The organism is Streptomyces neyagawaensis (assembly GCF_023516595.1).
Lineage (GTDB): Bacteria > Actinomycetota > Actinomycetes > Streptomycetales > Streptomycetaceae > Streptomyces > Streptomyces neyagawaensis.
Window position 1 is genome coordinate 1 of sequence record NZ_JAMGBG010000153.1, and the last position, 17,109, is coordinate 17,109.

The following is a 17,109-nucleotide window of genomic DNA, read 5'->3' on the forward strand; positions in this document are numbered from 1 at the left end:
CCACGAGCGCTGGGCCCGCAACATCATCTGCGCCCTCGGCCGGCTCGACGGCCAGGTGGTCGGCATCGTCGCCAACCAGCCGCAGACCCTCGCGGGCGTCCTCGACATCGAGGCCAGCGAGAAGGCCGCGCGTTTCGTGCAGATGTGCGACGCCTTCAACATCCCGATCATCACCTTCCTGGACGTCCCCGGCTTCCTCCCCGGCGTCGACCAGGAACACGGCGGAATCATCCGCCACGGCGCGAAGCTGCTCTACGCCTACTGCAACGCGACCGTGCCCAGGATCTCCCTGATCCTGCGCAAGGCCTACGGAGGTGCCTACATCGTCATGGACAGCCAGTCCATCGGCGCCGACCTCACCTACGCGTGGCCCACCAACGAGATCGCGGTGATGGGCGCCGAAGGCGCGGCCAACGTCATCTTCCGCCGGCAGATCGCCGAAGCGGATGACCCGGACGCCATGCGGGCCCGCATGGTCAAGGAGTACAAGGCCGAACTCATGCACCCCTACTACGCGGCCGAACGCGGCCTGGTCGACGACGTCATCGACCCTCGCGACACCCGCGAAGTGCTGGCCGCAGCGCTGGCCATGCTGCGCGGCAAGCACGCCGACCTGCCCTCCCGCAAGCACGGCAACCCCCCGCAGTGAGCAATTGACTTGAAGTTCGGTTCAACTTCTACGTTCGTCGACGTACGCCTTCAGTCGACGCACGCCCTCACTCTCGTAAGGAGACTCGTCATGTCCGCCACCCCCTTGCGGATCATCGTGATCAGCAGCAGTGTCCGGGAGGGCCGGTTCGGTCCCACCGTCGCCAACTGGATCACCTCGCTGGCCAAGGAACGCGAGGATATGCAGGTCGATCTGATGGACCTCGCCGAGCATCCGCTGCCCCACTCGCTGTCCTCCGGCCCCAGTGAGGAGGTGGCCGCCGAACTGGCGAAGGTGTCACCACGGCTGACCGAGGCCGATGCGTTCATCGTGGTGACGCCCGAGTACAACCACAGCTTCCCCGCCTCGCTGAAGACCCTGATCGACTGGCACAACACGCAGTGGCAGGCCAAGCCCGTCGGCTTCGTCTCCTATGGCGGGTTGTCCGGCGGTCTGCGCTCGGTGGAGCAACTGCGTCAGGTCTTCGCCGAGTTGCACGCGGTGACGGTCCGCGACTCGGTGAGCTTCCACAATTGTTGGGGCCAGTTCGACGAGACCGGCGCCCTCAAGGAGCCGGAGGCGGCGACCCTCGCCGCCAAGACTCTGCTGGATCAGCTCACCTGGTGGGGCAAGGCATTGTCCGAGGCCCGGTCGAGGACTCCGTACGGAAGCTGACCCCGGCTCGCCGGATCCCCGTGGGGTGTGCCCGGTGCCGCCGGGCACACCCGCCGCCGTACGCCCCCGTCGACCGTCGTACGCCCAGCGAAGGAGATCTGCCATGACCATCGACCAGACGACGCATCAGCCCGTGCGCCGGCCCTCGGAGGCCGCGGTCCCGTCCGCCGAGGACTCCGTACCCGTCGCGCCGACGGCTCCCGTGCCGCCGACGGCTCCCGTGGCGTCGGCAGTTGCCTTCCTGCCGGCCGGGGAGGACGAGATCGACGGGGCGGAACCACATATCGTCCGGGGAATCGACTGATGCCCCGAGGGCGTTCCGTTCTCCTCGTCCTCCTGGCCGGCTCCACCCTCACCGTCATGACCGGTACGGTCCTCAGTCCCGTTCTGCCCCTCATCCGCCGCGAGCTCCAGTTGGGCGGCACAGCGGCCGGGCTCCTGCTCACGGCGCACGGCCTGGCGCTCGCCGTGGCCAGCCCGCTGGCCGGGTGGCTGCTGGACCGTTACGGCATCCGCCGTCCCCTGGCCGCCGGACTGCTGCTGTACGGCGTGGCCGGCGGCTCGGGTCTGTTCATCGACTCCTACGGCGTGCTCTTCGCCGCGCGACTGGCCTTCGGGGCCGGCGCGGCGGCCGTCTTCTCCGGCACCACGCTCGCCCTGCTGACCCTCTATCAGGGGCCCGAGCGGGAGCGCGCGATGGGCCGACGCTCCACAGCCATCAGCCTCGGGGGCATCCTGTGGCCTCTGCTGGGCGGGGCACTCGGGACGATCTCCTGGCACGGCCCCTTCGCCATCCATCTGATCGGCCTTCCGCTCGCCCTCGGCGTACTGCTCCTGCTGCCCGCCGACACGGGCACCCGGACGGCGGGCGGCGGAACCGCGTTCACCCTGTTGCGCCTGCGGCCCCGGCTGCTGGGCCTGTACTCGATCTCGTTCACCAGCTCGCTCCTGTTGTATGTGCTCTCCGTGTTCCTGCCGCAGCGGCTGGCCCAGGCGGGCATCGACGAGCCGGCTCTCATCGCCCCTTACACCGCGGCCAGTTCGCTGGCGGCGAGCGCGGCGGGGTTGGCGTACGCCAGGGCCAGGGTGTATCTGGGGTACTCCGCGTTCCTGCGCGTCGCCGGGGCCTGCTGGACGCTGGGGCTCCTGGTCGCCGGGACGGCCAGCCGTCCGGCAGCGCTCCTGGCCGCGCCCGCGCTGTTCGGCCTGGGCATGGGCATGTCCGTACCCGCCATGACCGTGCTGATCAACCGCACGGCTCCGCCTCATCTGAAGGGGCAGGCCACGGCGTTGTCGGGTACGGCCGCGTTCTCCGGGCAGTTCCTGTCCCCGGTGTTCTTCGGCCCTTTGGTCGCCGCCACCTCGCTCGCCCACGGATTGCTCGCGGCGGCGGGCCTGGCGGCCGTCGTCCTGCTGGCCGTGCTGGTCCTGCCCCTCCCGCTCCCCGACGCCGGCGAGGCGCTCCCGTCCTCCACAGCCGGCGCGCACCGGCTCTCCCGGACCGATCCGGCCGGGACGCGACATCCGTAGGAGTACCGATGCCCGTCGAATGCGCCAACTCCCTGCCTGCCTCGGCGATTGAGAACGTACGGGAGGTGGTACTGGACGGCGGCCGCAGCCCGCTGTCGGCCCTGCTGGCGCTGCCGCGCGACGCGCCGCCCCGGGCGGTCGTCGTCGCCCTCCACGGGGGCGGCATGCGCGCCGCGTACTTCCATGGCGCGGCCCATCCGAGCCTGTCCCTGCTCAAGCTCGGGGCGTCCCTGGGGTTCGCGGTGCTGGCCGTCGACCGTCCCGGCTACGGGCTCTCGACCACCGTGGTTCCCCGGGGGGAGAGCCTGGTCGAGCAGGCCGGTACGCTCAGCACCGCCCTCGAGGACTTCACCGCCCGTCAGGCCACCGGGGCGGGGCTCTTCCTGGTCGGTCACTCCTACGGTGGCAAGGCCGCCCTCGCTGTCGCGGCCCACCCCGGCGAGGTGGCGGGCGGTCCTCTCCTCGGCCTCGACGTGTCGGGGGTCGGCCACCGGTACGCGATCGACGTCAACGGCCTCGGCGGCTTCCACGGCCGTCGCACGACACGGCTGCACTGGGGACCGCTGCGGCTCTACCCGCCGAACACCTTCCGCCTGGCGGAAGGGCTCGTCACTCCCATGCCGGAGAGAGAGGAGGCAGAAGCCTCGCTCTGGCCCGAACTCTTTCCCGGTGTCGCGGGCCGGGTACGGGTACCCGTGCGCTTCACCTATGCCGAGTACGAGCGGTGGTGGCTCCACGACGAGGCCACGCTCGAAGAGATGACGGGGCTTCTCACCGCACCCCGGGTGGTCGTCGACCGTCTGCCCCGCGCCGGCCACAACATCAGCCTGGGCTGGGCGGCACGGGCGTACCACCTGCGAGCGCTCGCCTTCCTGGAGGAGTGCCTGTCCGGTCGGGAACAGTCCCCGCGCTAGCCGTGCACCGCGCCGGTCAGGCGTCGGCGGCGAAGCGGAAGCCGACGCCGTGCACGGTGGTGATCCACCGACCGCCGCCCAACTTGCCGCGCAGACTGCTGACGTGGGTGTCGATGGTGCGTCCGGTGCTGTTCCATCTGTCCCCCCAGACCTTCGTCATGAGTTCCTGGCGGGACACCACAGCGCCGGGACGCGAGGCGAGCGTTCGGAGGAGGTCGAACTCCTTGTCGGTCAACCGGACGGACCGGTCGCCCAGCACGACCTCACGCGTGTCGAGTTCGATGCGCAGCGGACCGAACGACATCCCTCTCGTGTGGTAGGACTGCAGCCTCACCCGCCGCATCACCGCGCCCATCCTGGCCGTCAGTTCCCGGAAACCGTACGGCTTGTCCAGGCAGTCGTCGGCTCCCGCCCGCAGTACGAGGGTCCGGGTGAACTCGGAGTGGTGCCGCGACGCCCCGATCACCGGGATGTCGGAGACGGCTCTGATGCGCCGACAGGCCTCCACTCCGTCCATGTCGGGAAGGTCGAGGTCGAGCAGGACGAGATCGAATTCCGTCAACACGCGCAGGGCATCCTCGACGGCGGAAAGACCCACCGCACGGTGACCGCACCTCCTGAGCCCGCGGACGAGGCAGGCGGCAAGCTTCTCGTCGCTTTCTAAAAGGAGAACGTCCAAGGCGAACCTCCGAGGGGGAGTGACAACATTCGACTCATGTCACCTTCCGCAGTGAGCCAAACGATGCGCACTGTTAACAACGGATGATGCGACGAAGGTCACTCCTTGCCGGGCCCTCGCCCAAGGACGAATCCGGCGCCGCGTACTGCCACGATCCAGTCACGTGAACCGAGTTTTCGGCGAATACTGCTCACATGACTGTCCAGGGTCCTGCCCGTACCTGGCTGAATGTCGCGCCACACCTCCTGGAGTATCTGCCGGCGCGGTATCACCTCATCAGGACGGCAGGCGAGAAGTGCGAGCAGGTCGAATTCCTTCCGGGTGAGCGACACAATCCGGCCATGGAGGCGCACTTCCCGTGACTCCAGATCGATCCGCAGCGGACCGCTTTCGATGATCTTCGGCGGCTGTCCGGTCAGCGAGCCGTGGAGCCGACGGGTGACAGCCTCGATGCGTGCCGTGAGTTCATGCAGGCCAAAGGGTCTGACCAGGCAGTCGTCCGCGCCCGCCTGAAGGGCCAGGACCCGGTCGAGTTCCTCGGTGCGGACGGTGACACACACAAGGGGCAGATCGCTCAGTTCCCTGACGCCCCGGCAGACGTCCAGGCCGTCACGATCCGGTATGTCCAGATCGAGCAGGACGAGGTCGACCCGGACGAGATCACGCAGGGCCTCCGCGCCGGCGCGGACGACCTCGACGGTGAACCCGCTCCGGGTCAAGGGGGCTTCGAGGGCCGCGATCCTGGCGTCGGCCGTCACAAGACGTATGTGCAAGGGGGTCACTCTCCCTCGGCGGCAGGCATCGGTCTCGCCAGATGCGGGACCCGCGCCCGCGCCCATAGGACCTTTCGGGACAGCTTCGGGCGGCAGCGGTACGGCCGGATCCCCTGACCGGCGGCGCCACCGATCAGTGCTCCGCTCCGGGGGCAGCGGAGCACGACCACGGAACGACTACGGACGGGGGGCAACGGATCACCAGAGGTGACGGGGCGCCTGACGGCGCGGGAGCAAGGGCTTCCACGGCGGACACCGGCGCGGGAAGGGTGAAGTCCTTCGCGGTGAACCGAGACGCCGAGACGACATCGAAGAAGATGTGTCGGAAGACGCCTCGGAAGACGTGTCGCTTGACCGCGGGCCGAAAAAGGGCACACGTCGACTGCCCGAAGAAGCGTGACACCCCACTCACTCACTGTCAACACGCACTCGTCCCGACCACCCTGGGTGACGGGAGTTGCCTGGCAATTGCCGGGGGCGAGCGACAGCCGCAACGCAAAACGACAATATATGACCGCTTCGTGATCTTCCTCTCCCTGCCGGGCTTGACGAACTCCTTGAGGCTTCATCAAAATTGACCCAGGCAATCGCTTCCGTGCTCTGCACCTGAGGAGCACTTCAAGGTAGATCGCTCACCCAGCCCATCAAACGTCTGCCAAATCAGCGTCAGATATCCCTGCACCGTGCGACAGCCATCTTCCTGCCGGCCGCAGCGCGATTCGTTTTTGTGATTCATGAACATGTCTCCGGGGCCGGAGGGAGAACAATCGTGCCCTCATCCAGGAAATTACCTCCAACTCTTCACATATCCCTCAACACATCTCTCGAAAGCGTCCATGCGCCAAGCTGCCTCCGAGCAGAGGGCCTGCGCGTCGCTCTGCGCAAAGTCGTGAATTTCCACCACGAGAGCGAGCACGAACTGACGTCGTCCGCGCACGGGCTGCGGGAGCGTGTCAGCGGCAGCAGGCCGATGGGTATCACCCTCGACGAGTCCGTGCTCGCCCTGCGGTCGCGGATCACCGAGCTGCTCACCTCGTGGGCCCGGCTGGTCATCGAGGAGCGCGGAGTCGCCGCGCCCCGGAACCGCAGCGTTCCGGGCCTGGCCGAATTCCTCGGCCGACACCTCTCCTGGCTGACGGAGCATCCGGCGGGACCGGACTTCGACCGGGAGGTCACCGCGCTGATGCGCTCCTGCCACTCAGTGCGCGAAGAGACCAGGTCGGCACGCCGGGAGTTGGGCGGCTGCCCGGAGCCAGGCTGCTCCGGAACGCTGTACGCAGTGCTGCGTCCGACCGAAAGCGCCCCGGGACGGCCTGGTTCAGGCGTGGTGTGCGACCAGGGGCATGCCTTCGCGCCGCACGACTGGCTGCTGCTCGCCGGTCCACGGCAGTCTGCCGGGATCCGGCCGTGACCACCGGGGAAGGCAAGCACACCGTACCGACCGAACTCGCGGCCCTGGCCATGGGGGTCTCGTCGGCGACCATCCGGAAATGGGCCAGTCGAGGAAAGATCACCCGTCTTGGCACCGCACAGCGCGCGGAGTACGACCTCGACGAGTTGTACAGGTTGCGACAGACCCGACACCACGAAGCCCCGAGCCGGGCCAGGACCGTCGATGACGCAGCCGACTCCGGCCCGGATTGAAGAGGGCCGGTGCGGTCACGTGAGCTGTTCGCGTACACATTTCGAGATTTCGCGTAGACATGCAGTGCAGGACCGGAGCTGACGTGTGGTCGGCCCGCCACGAGGCCGGTGGGCACGGTCTCGTCGCCGTTGCCTGCCACCCTCACCACACGGCACTTGCGGCCCGGCCGCTGAGCCGAGGGACTGCTCCCGTTCCCGGACGAAGTCCCCGCAGGACGTGCTGCGGCGGCTGCTGCCCGCGGCGCCCGCGCGCGTACTGGACGTCGGCGGCGGCATCGGGGGGCACGCGGCCCGACCTAGGCGCGGGAACTCGACGACGGCCGGCGCCACGGACTCGCCGGCGGCCCGGGCGGTCCCTGGCGGGCCCCTCTCTCCGACACCGTACTCTTAGGTAAGCCTTAGCTGATTAAGGGGCCGGGAAGTGATGGAGAAGGGTGCATGTCGGGAGTCGTAGGACACCGTGTCGGCCGATTGGCCGCCGCCCTTCTCCTGTTGTCGCTGGCCGTGCTGCTGAGCCTCGCGGTCGGCAGCCGTACGATCCCGCCGTCGGCGGTGTGGGACGCGCTGGCGCATGGCGGCACGACCGATGACGCCCAGGTCGTCCGGTCGTTGCGGGTGCCGCGCACGGTCATCGGTGTGCTCGTCGGCATCGCGCTGGCCGTCGCCGACACGGTCCTGCAGGGCATCACCCGTAACCCGATCGCCGAGCCCGGCATCCTCGGCATCAGCCAGGGCGCCTCGCTCGGCGTCGTCTGCGCCATCGCCTTCCTCCACGTGCACACACTGACCGGGTACGTCTGGTACGCCTTCGCCGGTGCCGGAGTCGCGGCGGTCTGCATCTACACCGTCGCCAGTGGCGGGCGTGGAGGGGCGTCGCCGGTGAAGCTGGCGCTGGCCGGGGCGGCGATGAACGCGTTCCTCGCCTCCGTCGTCTCGGCGATCCTCACCACCAACGCGCGGGCGCTGGACGAGTTCCGCTTCTGGGACGTCGGCTCGATCAGTGGGCGGGACGCGACGGTCGCCGGCCAGGTCTGGCCGTTCCTGCTCGCCGGTCTGCTGCTGGTGCTGGCCATGGCCCGCGGCCTGGACGCGCTCGCGCTCGGCGACGACATCGCCCGCGGGCTCGGCCGCAACGTCGCTCTGCTGCGGGCCACCGGCGCCCTGGGCGCGACCGTCCTCACGGGCGCCGCCGTCGCCGCAGCCGGCCCCATCGCCTTCGTCGGCCTCGCCGTACCGCACATCGCCCGCGCCCTCGTCGGCCCCGGCCATCGCCTGCTGCTGCCCATGGCCGCGCTGCTCGGCCCCGTCATGGTGCTCCTCGCGGACGTCCTCGGCCGGATCGTCGTACGGCCCTCCGAGGTGCCGGTGGCCGTCATGACCGCGCTCGCGGGCGTGCCGTTCCTGATCGTGCTGGTGCGGCGGAAGGCGGTGGCGGCCGCATGACGTCCGTCGATGAACCACGCGCTTCCCTCTCTGTTCGTCCCGCCGGGCACGCTGTCGTGCGGGCCGGGCGAGGAAGCAGTTTCCTGGTGCACCGGCGGGCGCTCGCCGTGGCCGTCGTGCTGGCCGTGCTCCTCGCGGCGGCTGTGGTGGTGTCGTTGTGTGTCGGGGAGGCGTTCGTCCCGCCCGCCGAGGTCGTGCGGGTGCTGCTCGGGCTGCCGAGCCCGGACGAACTGGTCGTCGGCACGCTGCGGTTGCCGCGACTGGTGACCGGGCTGCTGGTGGGGGCCGCGTTCGGGCTGTCCGGGGCGCTGATCCAGACCATGGCCCGCAACGCGCTCGCCAGCCCCGACGTCATCGGTGTGACACACGGCGCGGGCGCGGCGACGGTCGCCGCGATGACGTTCGGCCTCACCTCCTACGCCGTCCTGCCGTACGTCTCCGTCGTGGGCGGGCTGCTGGCCGCCCTCCTCGTCTATCTGCTCGCCTGGCGGGGAGGGCTCTCCGCCTCCCGTTTCGTACTCGTCGGCATCGGCATCTCCGTGGCGCTCGGCTCCCTGACCCGGCTGCTGGTCACCAAGGGGGACTATCTGGTCGCCCAGCAGGCCAAGGTGTGGCTCACCGGGTCGCTCAACGGCCGCGGCTACGACCAGGCGGCCCCGCTCGCCACGGTCCTGCTGCTGCTCGTGCCGTTCCTGCTGTGGGCGGCCCGCGCGCAGCGGAGCGCGGCGTTCGACGAGGACACGGCCACCGCGCTGGGCATCCGGCTCGGCCGGGTACGGCTGGGGCTGAGCGTCCTGGGTGTCGTCCTCGCCTCCGCCGCGACCGGGGCCGCCGGTCCGGTCGACTTCGTGGCGTTGCTCGCCCCGCAGATCGCCCGGCGCCTGACCCGCACCCCGCAGACCCCGCTGGTGTGCTCCGCGTTGACGGGCGCGCTGATCGTGGTCGTCGCGGACGTGCTGGCCCGCAAGCTCCTCTCGCCGCTGGAACTGCCGGTCGGCGTCTTCACCGCCCTCGTGGGCGCCCCCTGTCTGATGTGGCTGATCGTCCGCACCCGCGGCAACCGCTCCGGAGGAACCGCGTGACCGACGAACGCCCCGCCGAACTCTCGCCCGTTCAGGACGCCGTTCCCGCTCAAGTCCCCGTAGGCAACCGGTTGGCCGCACGCGGGCTCACCCTCGCCTACGAGGACCGTACCGTCGTCGAGGATCTGGACCTGGAGGTGCCGGACGGGAAGGTCACCGTCATCGTCGGGCCGAACGCGTGCGGCAAGTCGACGCTGTTGCGGGCCCTCGGCCGGCTGCTGAAACCGCGTCGGGGCGCCGTGCTGCTCGACGGCGCCGAACTGGCGCACGTACCCACCCGGCGGATCGCCCAGGTGATCGGGCTGCTGCCGCAGACGCCGATGCCGCCGGAGGGGATCACGGTCGCCGACCTGGTCTCGCGGGGACGGCAGCCGCACCAGAAGTGGTGGAGGCAGTGGTCCGACTCCGACGAGGCGGCCGTCGCCCACGCCATGGAACGCACGGGCACCACGGACCTCGCCGAGCGTCCGGTCGACGAATTGTCCGGCGGTCAGCGCCAGCGCGTGTGGATCGCCATGGCCCTCGCCCAGGACACCGACCTGCTGCTGCTCGACGAGCCGACCACCTACCTCGACATCGCACACCAGGTCGAAGTCCTGGACCTCGTACGGCAGTTGAACAGGGAGCGCAGCCGTACGGTGGTCGCGGTGCTGCACGACCTCAACCAGGCCGCCCGCTACGCCGACCATCTGATCGCCATGCGGGCGGGCCGGGTCGTGGCGCAGGGCCCGCCCGCCGACACCGTCACGGCCGACCTCGTCCAGGAGGTCTTCGGCCTCGCCTCGGTCGTCGTACCGGACCCCGTGACGGGTGGTCCGCTCGTGGTGCCGGGCCCGCCCGGTGTCCGAAGGAACACACCCCGCGGGCTCCCGGCCCACAGGAAACCCATAAAGTAAGGCGTACCTAAGTTCTACGACGGGAGCTCTCCCATGTACCTCCGCCGCCGCGGCACCGCCGCCGCAGCCCTCGCCTCCGCGCTGACCCTGACCGCGTGCGGGAGTTCCTCCGGCGGCGAGGGGTCGGGCGCCGGGTCTTCCCAGGGGGCCGCCGGGAAGAAGGACGTTGCCAAGGGCGGCAAGGACTTCGCGGACGCTGCGAGGAAGACAGCCGCGATGGGCACCGACGCCAAGGCCGGCGAATGGCCGCGCACCGTCGAGCACGCCATGGGTGAGACGAAGATCGAGGCCCAGCCGAAACGCGTGGTCGTCCTCGACGTCGGTGAGCTCGACAACGTTGTTTCGCTGGGCATCAAGCCCGTCGGACTCGCCCCCACCGAGGGCTCCCCCGAACTGCCGTCGTACCTGAGGAAGGACGCGGGCAGCCCGAAGAACGTAGGCACCATCAACAGCCTCAACCTGGAGGCGATCGCCGCGCTGAAGCCCGACCTGATCCTCGGCAGCCAACTGCGCGCCGCGGACAAGTACGACGAGCTGTCCAAGATCGCGCCGACCGTGTTCTCCGTCCGGCCCGGCTTCACCTGGAAGGAGAACTACCTCCTCAACGCGGCGGCCCTCGACAGGACGGCCGAGGCGAAGGACGAACTGGCGTCGTACAAGGCGAAGGCCGACGCGCTGGGCAAGAAGCTCGGCGCCGACAAGCCGACGGTCTCGATGGTCCGTTACATGCCGGACGGCGTCGTCCGCCTGTACGCCAACGCCTCGTTCATCGGCACCATCCTCAAGGACGTCGGCGTGCCCCGCCCGAAGAACCAGGACATCGAGGACCTCGCCGCCGAGATCAGCGCCGAGAACATCGACCAGGCCGACGCGGACTACATCTTCACCGGCGTGTACGGCGACCCGAAGGCCACGGACAAGTCCAAGGCCCAGGGCAACCCGCTGTGGAAGAACCTCTCCGCCGTCAAGGCGGGCCACGCCTACGACGTCCCGGACGAGACGTGGTACCTCGGCCTCGGGGTGACCGCCGCCGACGAGGTGCTCGGCGATCTGGAGAGCTACCTCTCCGAGTAGCGGTCGAGGCACGGCGTCGGGGCCAGGGTGTTCTCAGTGGAGAAGATCGAGTTCCGCTGCACGGCTTCGAACTCACCGCATGGGGTTCGCCAGCACGGTGCGCAGATCACCGCCGATCGTGACAAGGCAGCCCGCAGGACCCGGCCGGCGACCGCATCACCGCGGCGCTCACGGGCGCTCCGAGCACCGGCCTCGCCGCCGTGGCGGAGCTGACCGGCACCGCCCCCCGTTCCTGTTCGCGACCGGGTCCGTGCGCGGCCGCCCTTGGGTGGTGGGCTCGGCGCCGCCGGACCGGCTGCCGCGGACCGACCCTGTCCCGGCCCACCCGGGCCCAGTGAAGTGCCACTACCTCTTCAACGGGTTGACCCGTAGGGGCAGTTGTTGACAGCACTGGACAATCATCGCCTCCGTCACCGTGAGTACGACGTTGCCCAGGTGGTGCCACCCCCCTCCCTCTGGGCCGTGTTCTGGTCACGTATGAAGTCGAGCAGGGCGTAGTGCGCCACGGCCTGCTGGGGTTCGGTGATCACGAGACCACCGTCAGCACGATCTTGCCTTGGATGTGGCCCCGCGTGGCCCGCGTGTGTGCGCTGCCCGCCTCGGGCAGCGGATATGTGCTGTCCACCCCGACCTGGAGCTTGCCCTCGTCGAAAAGGCGCCCGATCTCGGCGAGCTGGGGGCCGTTGGAACGTACCTGAATGTTGGAGACGGTGATGCCCAGACGCGCCGTCTCTTCGGGGTCGTACTGGGCGAAGAACACCGGAAGCATGGTGCCGCCGCGCTTGAGCACGGTCAGGAAACGTGAGCTGTCGGGGCCACCGACGGTGTCGATCACCAGGTCGACGCCGCCGACCACGTCCGTGGCCTGCGTAGTGGTGTAGTCGATGAACTCGTCGGCACCGAGCTCGCGCAGGAACTGCTCGTGCCGGCTTGAGGCCACCGCGATGACGTGTGCCCCCTTCCATTTCGCCAACTGCACCGCGAAGTGGCCCACTCCACCGGCGGCCCCGTTGACCAGCACGGTCATCCCTTGCGTGATCGGCACCGGCTGGTGCACCCGGCCAGTGAAGGGAGACGGCACGTCGTGGCCGAGATCAACCAGGTACTGCCAGGCCGTCAGCACGGCCATCGGTGCCCCGGCCGCCTGCACGTGGTCGATACCGGCCGGCTTGTGAGCCAGGTCCGAAGCCGGCGCGGCCACGTACTCGGCGTAGGTCCGGCCGTCGAATCCGGGGAACCGCAGCATGCCGAAGACCTCGTCACCGACGGCGAACCCCCGCACATCCGGAGCGACCGCCTGGACCACGCCCGACATGTCCGTGCCGGGGATCAGAGGAAACTCCAGCACCGGCCTCATCTCGGCCGGCATGACTTTCATCCCCTCACGCAGGTACCAGTCCGGCGGGTTGATGCCCACGGCGTGCACCCGCACCAGCACCTCACCCGGGCCGATCTCGGGGACCGGCACCTCGTCGTACTGCAGAACTTCCGGCCCACCTGCTTCGTGGAACTGGATCGCCTTCATCGCGCCTGTCGCTTTCTCGGGGAGACGTTGCTCCTTCAGTCAAGATCCAGGACGGCATGGCCGTCCAAGACCGGTTCGGCAACCTCGTCATTCCGAAACGGCATGACACGTACGCTGCAAGGGTGAACGATCTCGGACAGGACCTGGAACTGCGGCTGGTGCGCTACTTCACCGTGGTGGCGGCGCACCAGCACTTCGGCCGGGCCGCCGCCGAACTGCACGTGGCCCAGCCGGCGCTCAGCCGCCAGATCCAACGGCTCGAGAAGTATCTCGGCACACGACTCCTGGACCGCACTCCCCAGGGCACCCGGCTCACTCCGGCCGGCCAGACGTTCCTCCCCCAGGCCGAAGCCCTGCTGCAGGCCGCCCACCGGGCCGAACTGGCCGTGCGCGAACAAACCCAGATCGAACGAATCGCCATCGGCTACCTCGAAGACCTCGTGATCACTGCCGCCGTACGGGAACTGCGCCGCCGTCAGCCTGACGCGGAGATCAGTACCCGGCATCTGAGCTGCCGCGACGTCGGGGCGCTGTCCGACAGGCGTGTCGACGCCCTGATCGCGCGGGTCCCGCTGCCGCTCGCCGCCGAGGACGTGGTCACCACCCCGCTGTACGAGGAGCCCCGGATGCTCGTGGTCCCGCACGGTCATCCCTTGGCCGACCGTGCGTCGGTGACCGCGGAAGAGCTGGCCGGCGAAGAGGCGGCGCCGTGCGCGTTCGAGACCGCGGACTGGACTTCCTACCGGATCCTCGGGGCCGGCGTGCCGCCGATCGAGAGCTACGAGGACAAGCTCGAACTCGTCGCGAGTGGTGAGGCGATCGCCGTGCTACCGGTCGGCGATCGGCGCAGCTCACTGCGTCCCGACCTCGTCACCGTCCCGATCGAGGGCGCTCCCCCCAGCAGGGTCGTCCTGGTCAGCCGCAAGGGCGACCCGAATCCGATGATCAGGAATCTTCGGCTGGCGGCCAAGGCCGTCCTGACCGCCCCGCTATCCTGACCGGGACCGTGCCGGCCGATGACCAGAGATGGCAAACATCGTCCAGCTGAGGGGTACAACCCAAGCGCGGCGTCGACTTCGCCCCAGCGCGCGAGCACGACGCGACCACGGCAGTTTCGACCGGGCTGCCCGTTGCCGAGTCCGTGGTCACATGGCGGAGTTGCCGCTCTACCTGGTCGTACGGCACGGCAAAGTGCCAGGCGGCCTCGCGGACCTGTGCGTAGCGGAGGACCTCGACGGGGTTCGTGATCAAAAACCACTTGGGTGATCTCGTCGGCGTCGTCGAAGTGGAGCAGGCCGACGAGGTGGGAGTCGAACAGCCAGAAGTCCTCGCGCGGCAGGCCCAGCTCGTCCGCCCAGGCGCGGGTGAGGACGCGGATGTGTTCGCCCACCGCGGCGTTCCGGCGGGCGTTGTCGAGGAGGTACAACTGGCCGGGCGTCGGCGGCTCGTCGAGGATACACACCCGCTCGAACCTCTTCCCGGGCGCGGACTGCTCGCGCCGGCCCCGGCACCACTCGTCGTCGAAGTCCAAGTCGACGCGGCCCTCGGCGAGGAACTGCGCGTAGGTGTCCCTCTCTCGCCGGAGGCGTACCGGCGGCGGGTGGACGGGCTCCTGGGGGCCGAAGTTGGCGAGCAGCTCCCGGGTGTTTGCAAGCACTTCTGCTCTGCAAGATCTGCGCCAGAGCCCGAAAGTCACTGGCTTACAGTCGCCCTCCTGCGGTGAAATCGCCGCTGTGTCGCTTCACCAGGACGAGATCCCCGTTGACGAAACGTTAGTCCGGTCATTGCTTCAGGCACAGCTGCCAGAGTGGGCTGACCTGCCGTTGTCGCCCGCCGGCGCGGGCACGGACAACACCATGTATCGGCTGGGCGAAGACCTGCTCGTGCGACTGCCGCGAACCGCCGCCACGGGACAGTCCGTGCGGAAAGAGCAGGACTGGCTTCCTCGCCTGGCGCCCTTCCTCCCATGCCGGATTCCCGAACCCGTCCACACGGGGAAGCCCACCGATGCCTTCCCCCTGATCTGGTCGGTCTACCGCTGGATCGACGGTGAGGAAGTCGGCCCGGACACCGTCCACGACTGGGCCGCCTTCGGAACCGACCTCGCGGCGGTGGTACGGGAACTCCACGGCATTGACCTCATGGGAGCAACTCGCACAGCTGACCTCAGCTGGTACCGCGGCGGCAGCCTGGGGCCATGCGACCAGTGGATCAGCACGTGTCTCGACGACTGCCGAACCACCGTGAGCTCTCAGCTCAACGTTGACCTTCTAGAACAGTTGTGGCGAGACGCGCTCACGCTGCCCGAGCCCTCCGGACCTCACGTGTGGCTCCACGGTGACCTCAAGCCAACCAACCTCCTGGCCCGGGACGGCAAACTCCACGCAGTCATCGACTTCGGAGGACTCTCGATCGGCTTTCCCGACGCCGAGCACTCCACACTCTGGGACCTGCCGCCACAAGCACGACAAGCCTACTGGGACGCCTTGAACCTCGACGATGCGACCTGGGCCCGCGCCCGCGCCTGGGCCATCGCGGTAGGCGTCAGCGGCATCTCCTACTACTGGCACACCTTCCCCGCCTTCGTCGACGAGTGCCGAACACGACTTCAGGCAATCGTCGTCGACGCCGCCGCGCGTTGAGCGGCCCCCTGATCCGAGAAGAAGAGCCACACAGCGTACCGACGACCTTCACCAGGCCTCTGCGCCCGGCACTTGATCCCGTGCCGGCGCACGGTTCGAAAATACAGTGGCAGAGAGACCCGCCCCCGTGCCAGGCTCCAACCACCGAAGGGGCGTAGCTCAGCCCGGCCAGAGCAGCGGATTCCAAACCCGCACGCCGCAGGTTCAAATCCTGCCGCCCCTGCACAGCAGAGCGGCCAGATCCATGAGGACCTGGCCGCTCACTCATGAGCCGACGGGCTGGGCAGGCGCCGATGTCCTGCAGGACCGCCAGGCACCACCCGCAGCCTTGTACTCAGCCGAAGTCGGGTCGCCCGGCTATAGAGGCGCATGTCCAAGGTGCCGGGGTGGGGTTGTCGGCGCCCAGGCCCGCTGACAGGCGGGAAGCGTCCAGAGACCAGGGAACTCTCCCTGGGAGCAACCCGGTACAGGCGGCTACCGACGTGACCAGCTGTTTCAGCGCTCTGGCAGCGACGGAAGCGGAAGCCGATGGCAGCCGTGCCATCCTGGGCCGCGCCCGGCCCTCGCCAACCGTCCCCGCAGGTGCGAGGAGCAGGTGGAGCCGTGTGCCTCCAGGCGGTGGATGTCGGGACCATCCCCGCGGGCACGGTGAGCACTTGGCGCATTTCAGTGCCTGGGCTTCGGCGAGGGCTGAGCAGCGGGTCAGTGCGCGGCCGCCGGCGTAGTAGCGGGCGAGCGTCAGCAACCCGCAGCCGTACGCCTTGGTCTTGCCCAGGCCATGGACGCACCGGCTGACGATGGCCCCTGAAGGGCTCCGGCGACGAATTGAATGCCGGAGCCCGCGCGCCCTGCTCCAGGCGCTCGGTGGCGCCTGCCGCCCGTCCGTCACACGCTGAGCGCTGCTCGTACGGTCTGCTCGGACTCCGCTCCTCCCGATCCCGAGGAGGTGACTCGTCCGGCTTCCAGTACGTAGTACTGCTGAGCGGCGCGCATGGCGAAGCCGACGTGCTGTTCGACGAGGAGGACGGACAGGCCGCCGCGCCGGGTCAGGGCGAGGATCGTCTCCTCGATCTCGGCGACGACGGAGGGCTGGATGCCCTCGGTCGGTTCGTCGAGGAGGAGGAGCCTGGGTCGGGTGATCAGGGCGCGGGCGATGGCGAGTTGCTGGCGCTGGCCGCCGGAGAGCAGGCCGGCGCGGCGGCCGGACAGCTCGCGCAGGACGGGGAACAGGTCCAGGGCCTCGGCGATGGCCTCGTCGCCGTCCGGGCGGCCGTCGGCGACGAGTTGGAGGTTCTCGGCGGTGGTCAGGTGCGGGAAGGACTGCTGACCCTGGGGGACGTAGGCCATGCCGCGGGCGACCCGCTGGTGCGGAGCGAGGCGGGTGATGTCCTCTCCGTCCAGCAGGATCGTCCCGTTGGTCGGCTTGATCAGGCCCATGGCCGCACGCAGAAGGGTGCTCTTGCCTGCGCCGTTGTGGCCGAGCACGGCCGCGACGCCGTCCTTCGGTACCGCGACGGTCACTTCGTGCAGCACGGTGGTGCGGTCGTAGCCCGCCCGGACGGTGTTGATCTCCAGCATGGGCG

General features: G+C 69.3%; 17 protein-coding genes, 1 tRNA gene and 1 pseudogene. 14 read left to right on the top strand and 5 right to left on the bottom strand.

Annotated elements, in window-relative coordinates:
- The 5 genes from M8J73_RS39060 to M8J73_RS39080 form a co-directional block, all read left to right on the top strand.
- Positions 1-649 (top strand): acyl-CoA carboxylase subunit beta (locus M8J73_RS39060; RefSeq protein WP_283947442.1); only part of this gene is annotated, 649 nt, incomplete at its 5' end.
- Between the two features lie 90 nt (positions 650-739).
- Positions 740-1,324, top strand: coding sequence for an NADPH-dependent FMN reductase (locus tag M8J73_RS39065; protein ID WP_055537417.1), 585 nt, complete (start codon positions 740-742; stop codon positions 1,322-1,324).
- Positions 1,325-1,427: 103 nt separating this feature from the next.
- Positions 1,428-1,628 (top strand): hypothetical protein, encoded by a 201-nt coding sequence (locus M8J73_RS39070; RefSeq protein ID WP_063799162.1) that lies wholly within the window; start codon positions 1,428-1,430, stop codon positions 1,626-1,628.
- The gene (locus tag M8J73_RS39075; RefSeq protein WP_063799161.1) at positions 1,628-2,854 is read left to right on the top strand and encodes an MFS transporter; all 1,227 of its coding nucleotides are present in this window, start codon (positions 1,628-1,630) and stop codon (positions 2,852-2,854) included. Before M8J73_RS39070 ends, M8J73_RS39075 begins: the two co-directional genes overlap by 1 nt.
- Before the next feature lie 8 nt (positions 2,855-2,862).
- A complete protein-coding gene (locus M8J73_RS39080) occupies positions 2,863-3,768 on the top strand; it encodes an alpha/beta hydrolase family protein (protein WP_055537416.1) in 906 nt (301 codons plus the stop codon).
- Between the two features lie 16 nt (positions 3,769-3,784).
- Here the strand turns inward: M8J73_RS39080 and M8J73_RS39085 are convergent, their stop codons facing one another.
- Together M8J73_RS39085 and M8J73_RS39090 are read right to left on the bottom strand one after the other, a co-directional pair.
- On the bottom strand, positions 3,785-4,447 hold the full coding sequence (locus M8J73_RS39085; RefSeq protein ID WP_055537415.1) for a response regulator transcription factor: 663 nt from the start codon (positions 4,445-4,447) through the stop codon (positions 3,785-3,787).
- A gap of 98 nt (positions 4,448-4,545) precedes the next feature.
- Positions 4,546-5,220: a response regulator transcription factor gene (locus tag M8J73_RS39090; protein WP_240501042.1), complete on the bottom strand. Its 675-nt coding sequence runs from the start codon at positions 5,218-5,220 to the stop codon at positions 4,546-4,548.
- Between the two features lie 889 nt (positions 5,221-6,109).
- Here M8J73_RS39090 and M8J73_RS39095 point away from each other — a divergent pair.
- The 6 genes from M8J73_RS39095 (at position 6,110) to M8J73_RS39120 (ending at position 11,359) form a co-directional block, all read left to right on the top strand.
- Entirely contained in the window at positions 6,110-6,631 is a 522-nt protein-coding gene (locus M8J73_RS39095; protein WP_055537414.1) for a hypothetical protein, read from the top strand.
- Positions 6,628-6,864, top strand: coding sequence for a DeoR/GlpR family DNA-binding transcription regulator (locus M8J73_RS39100; RefSeq protein WP_055537413.1), 237 nt, complete (start codon positions 6,628-6,630; stop codon positions 6,862-6,864). The genes M8J73_RS39095 and M8J73_RS39100 overlap by 4 nt, the downstream gene beginning before the upstream one ends.
- Positions 6,865-7,302: 438 nt before the next feature.
- Positions 7,303-8,307 (top strand): FecCD family ABC transporter permease, encoded by a 1,005-nt coding sequence (locus M8J73_RS39105; RefSeq protein WP_055537412.1) that lies wholly within the window; start codon positions 7,303-7,305, stop codon positions 8,305-8,307.
- Positions 8,304-9,389, top strand: a complete 1,086-nt coding sequence (locus tag M8J73_RS39110) for a FecCD family ABC transporter permease (protein WP_055537411.1) — start codon at positions 8,304-8,306, stop codon at positions 9,387-9,389. The genes M8J73_RS39105 and M8J73_RS39110 overlap by 4 nt, the downstream gene beginning before the upstream one ends.
- Positions 9,386-10,285, top strand: coding sequence for an ABC transporter ATP-binding protein (locus tag M8J73_RS39115; RefSeq protein WP_107423917.1), 900 nt, complete (start codon positions 9,386-9,388; stop codon positions 10,283-10,285). The genes M8J73_RS39110 and M8J73_RS39115 overlap by 4 nt, the downstream gene beginning before the upstream one ends.
- 33 nt (positions 10,286-10,318) lie before the next feature.
- Complete coding sequence (locus M8J73_RS39120; protein ID WP_055537410.1) at positions 10,319-11,359, top strand: ABC transporter substrate-binding protein; 1,041 nt, start codon at positions 10,319-10,321, stop codon at positions 11,357-11,359.
- Between the two features lie 526 nt (positions 11,360-11,885).
- Here the strand turns inward: M8J73_RS39120 and M8J73_RS39125 are convergent.
- Complete coding sequence (locus M8J73_RS39125; protein WP_055537409.1) at positions 11,886-12,884, bottom strand: NADP-dependent oxidoreductase; 999 nt, start codon at positions 12,882-12,884, stop codon at positions 11,886-11,888.
- 122 nt (positions 12,885-13,006) lie between these two features.
- Here M8J73_RS39125 and M8J73_RS39130 point away from each other — a divergent pair, with 122 nt between their 5' ends.
- Complete coding sequence (locus M8J73_RS39130) at positions 13,007-13,882, top strand: LysR family transcriptional regulator (protein WP_055537434.1); 876 nt, start codon at positions 13,007-13,009, stop codon at positions 13,880-13,882.
- A 299-nt stretch (positions 13,883-14,181) separates the two neighbouring features.
- Here the strand turns inward: M8J73_RS39130 and M8J73_RS45685 are convergent.
- Positions 14,182-14,580 (bottom strand): annotated as a pseudogene (locus tag M8J73_RS45685) (DUF6879 family protein); the annotation flags it as partial.
- 37 nt (positions 14,581-14,617) lie between these two features.
- Between M8J73_RS45685 and M8J73_RS39140 the strand changes: the two are divergent.
- Positions 14,618-15,526, top strand: coding sequence for an aminoglycoside phosphotransferase family protein (locus tag M8J73_RS39140; protein ID WP_055537407.1), 909 nt, complete (start codon positions 14,618-14,620; stop codon positions 15,524-15,526).
- A 148-nt stretch (positions 15,527-15,674) separates the two neighbouring features.
- Positions 15,675-15,749, top strand: a tRNA-Trp gene (locus tag M8J73_RS39145).
- A 662-nt stretch (positions 15,750-16,411) separates the two neighbouring features.
- Here the strand turns inward: M8J73_RS39145 and urtE are convergent.
- The gene (gene urtE / locus M8J73_RS39150; protein ID WP_055537406.1) at positions 16,412-17,104 is read right to left on the bottom strand and encodes an urea ABC transporter ATP-binding subunit UrtE; all 693 of its coding nucleotides are present in this window, start codon (positions 17,102-17,104) and stop codon (positions 16,412-16,414) included.
- Positions 17,105-17,109 lie beyond the last annotated feature (5 nt).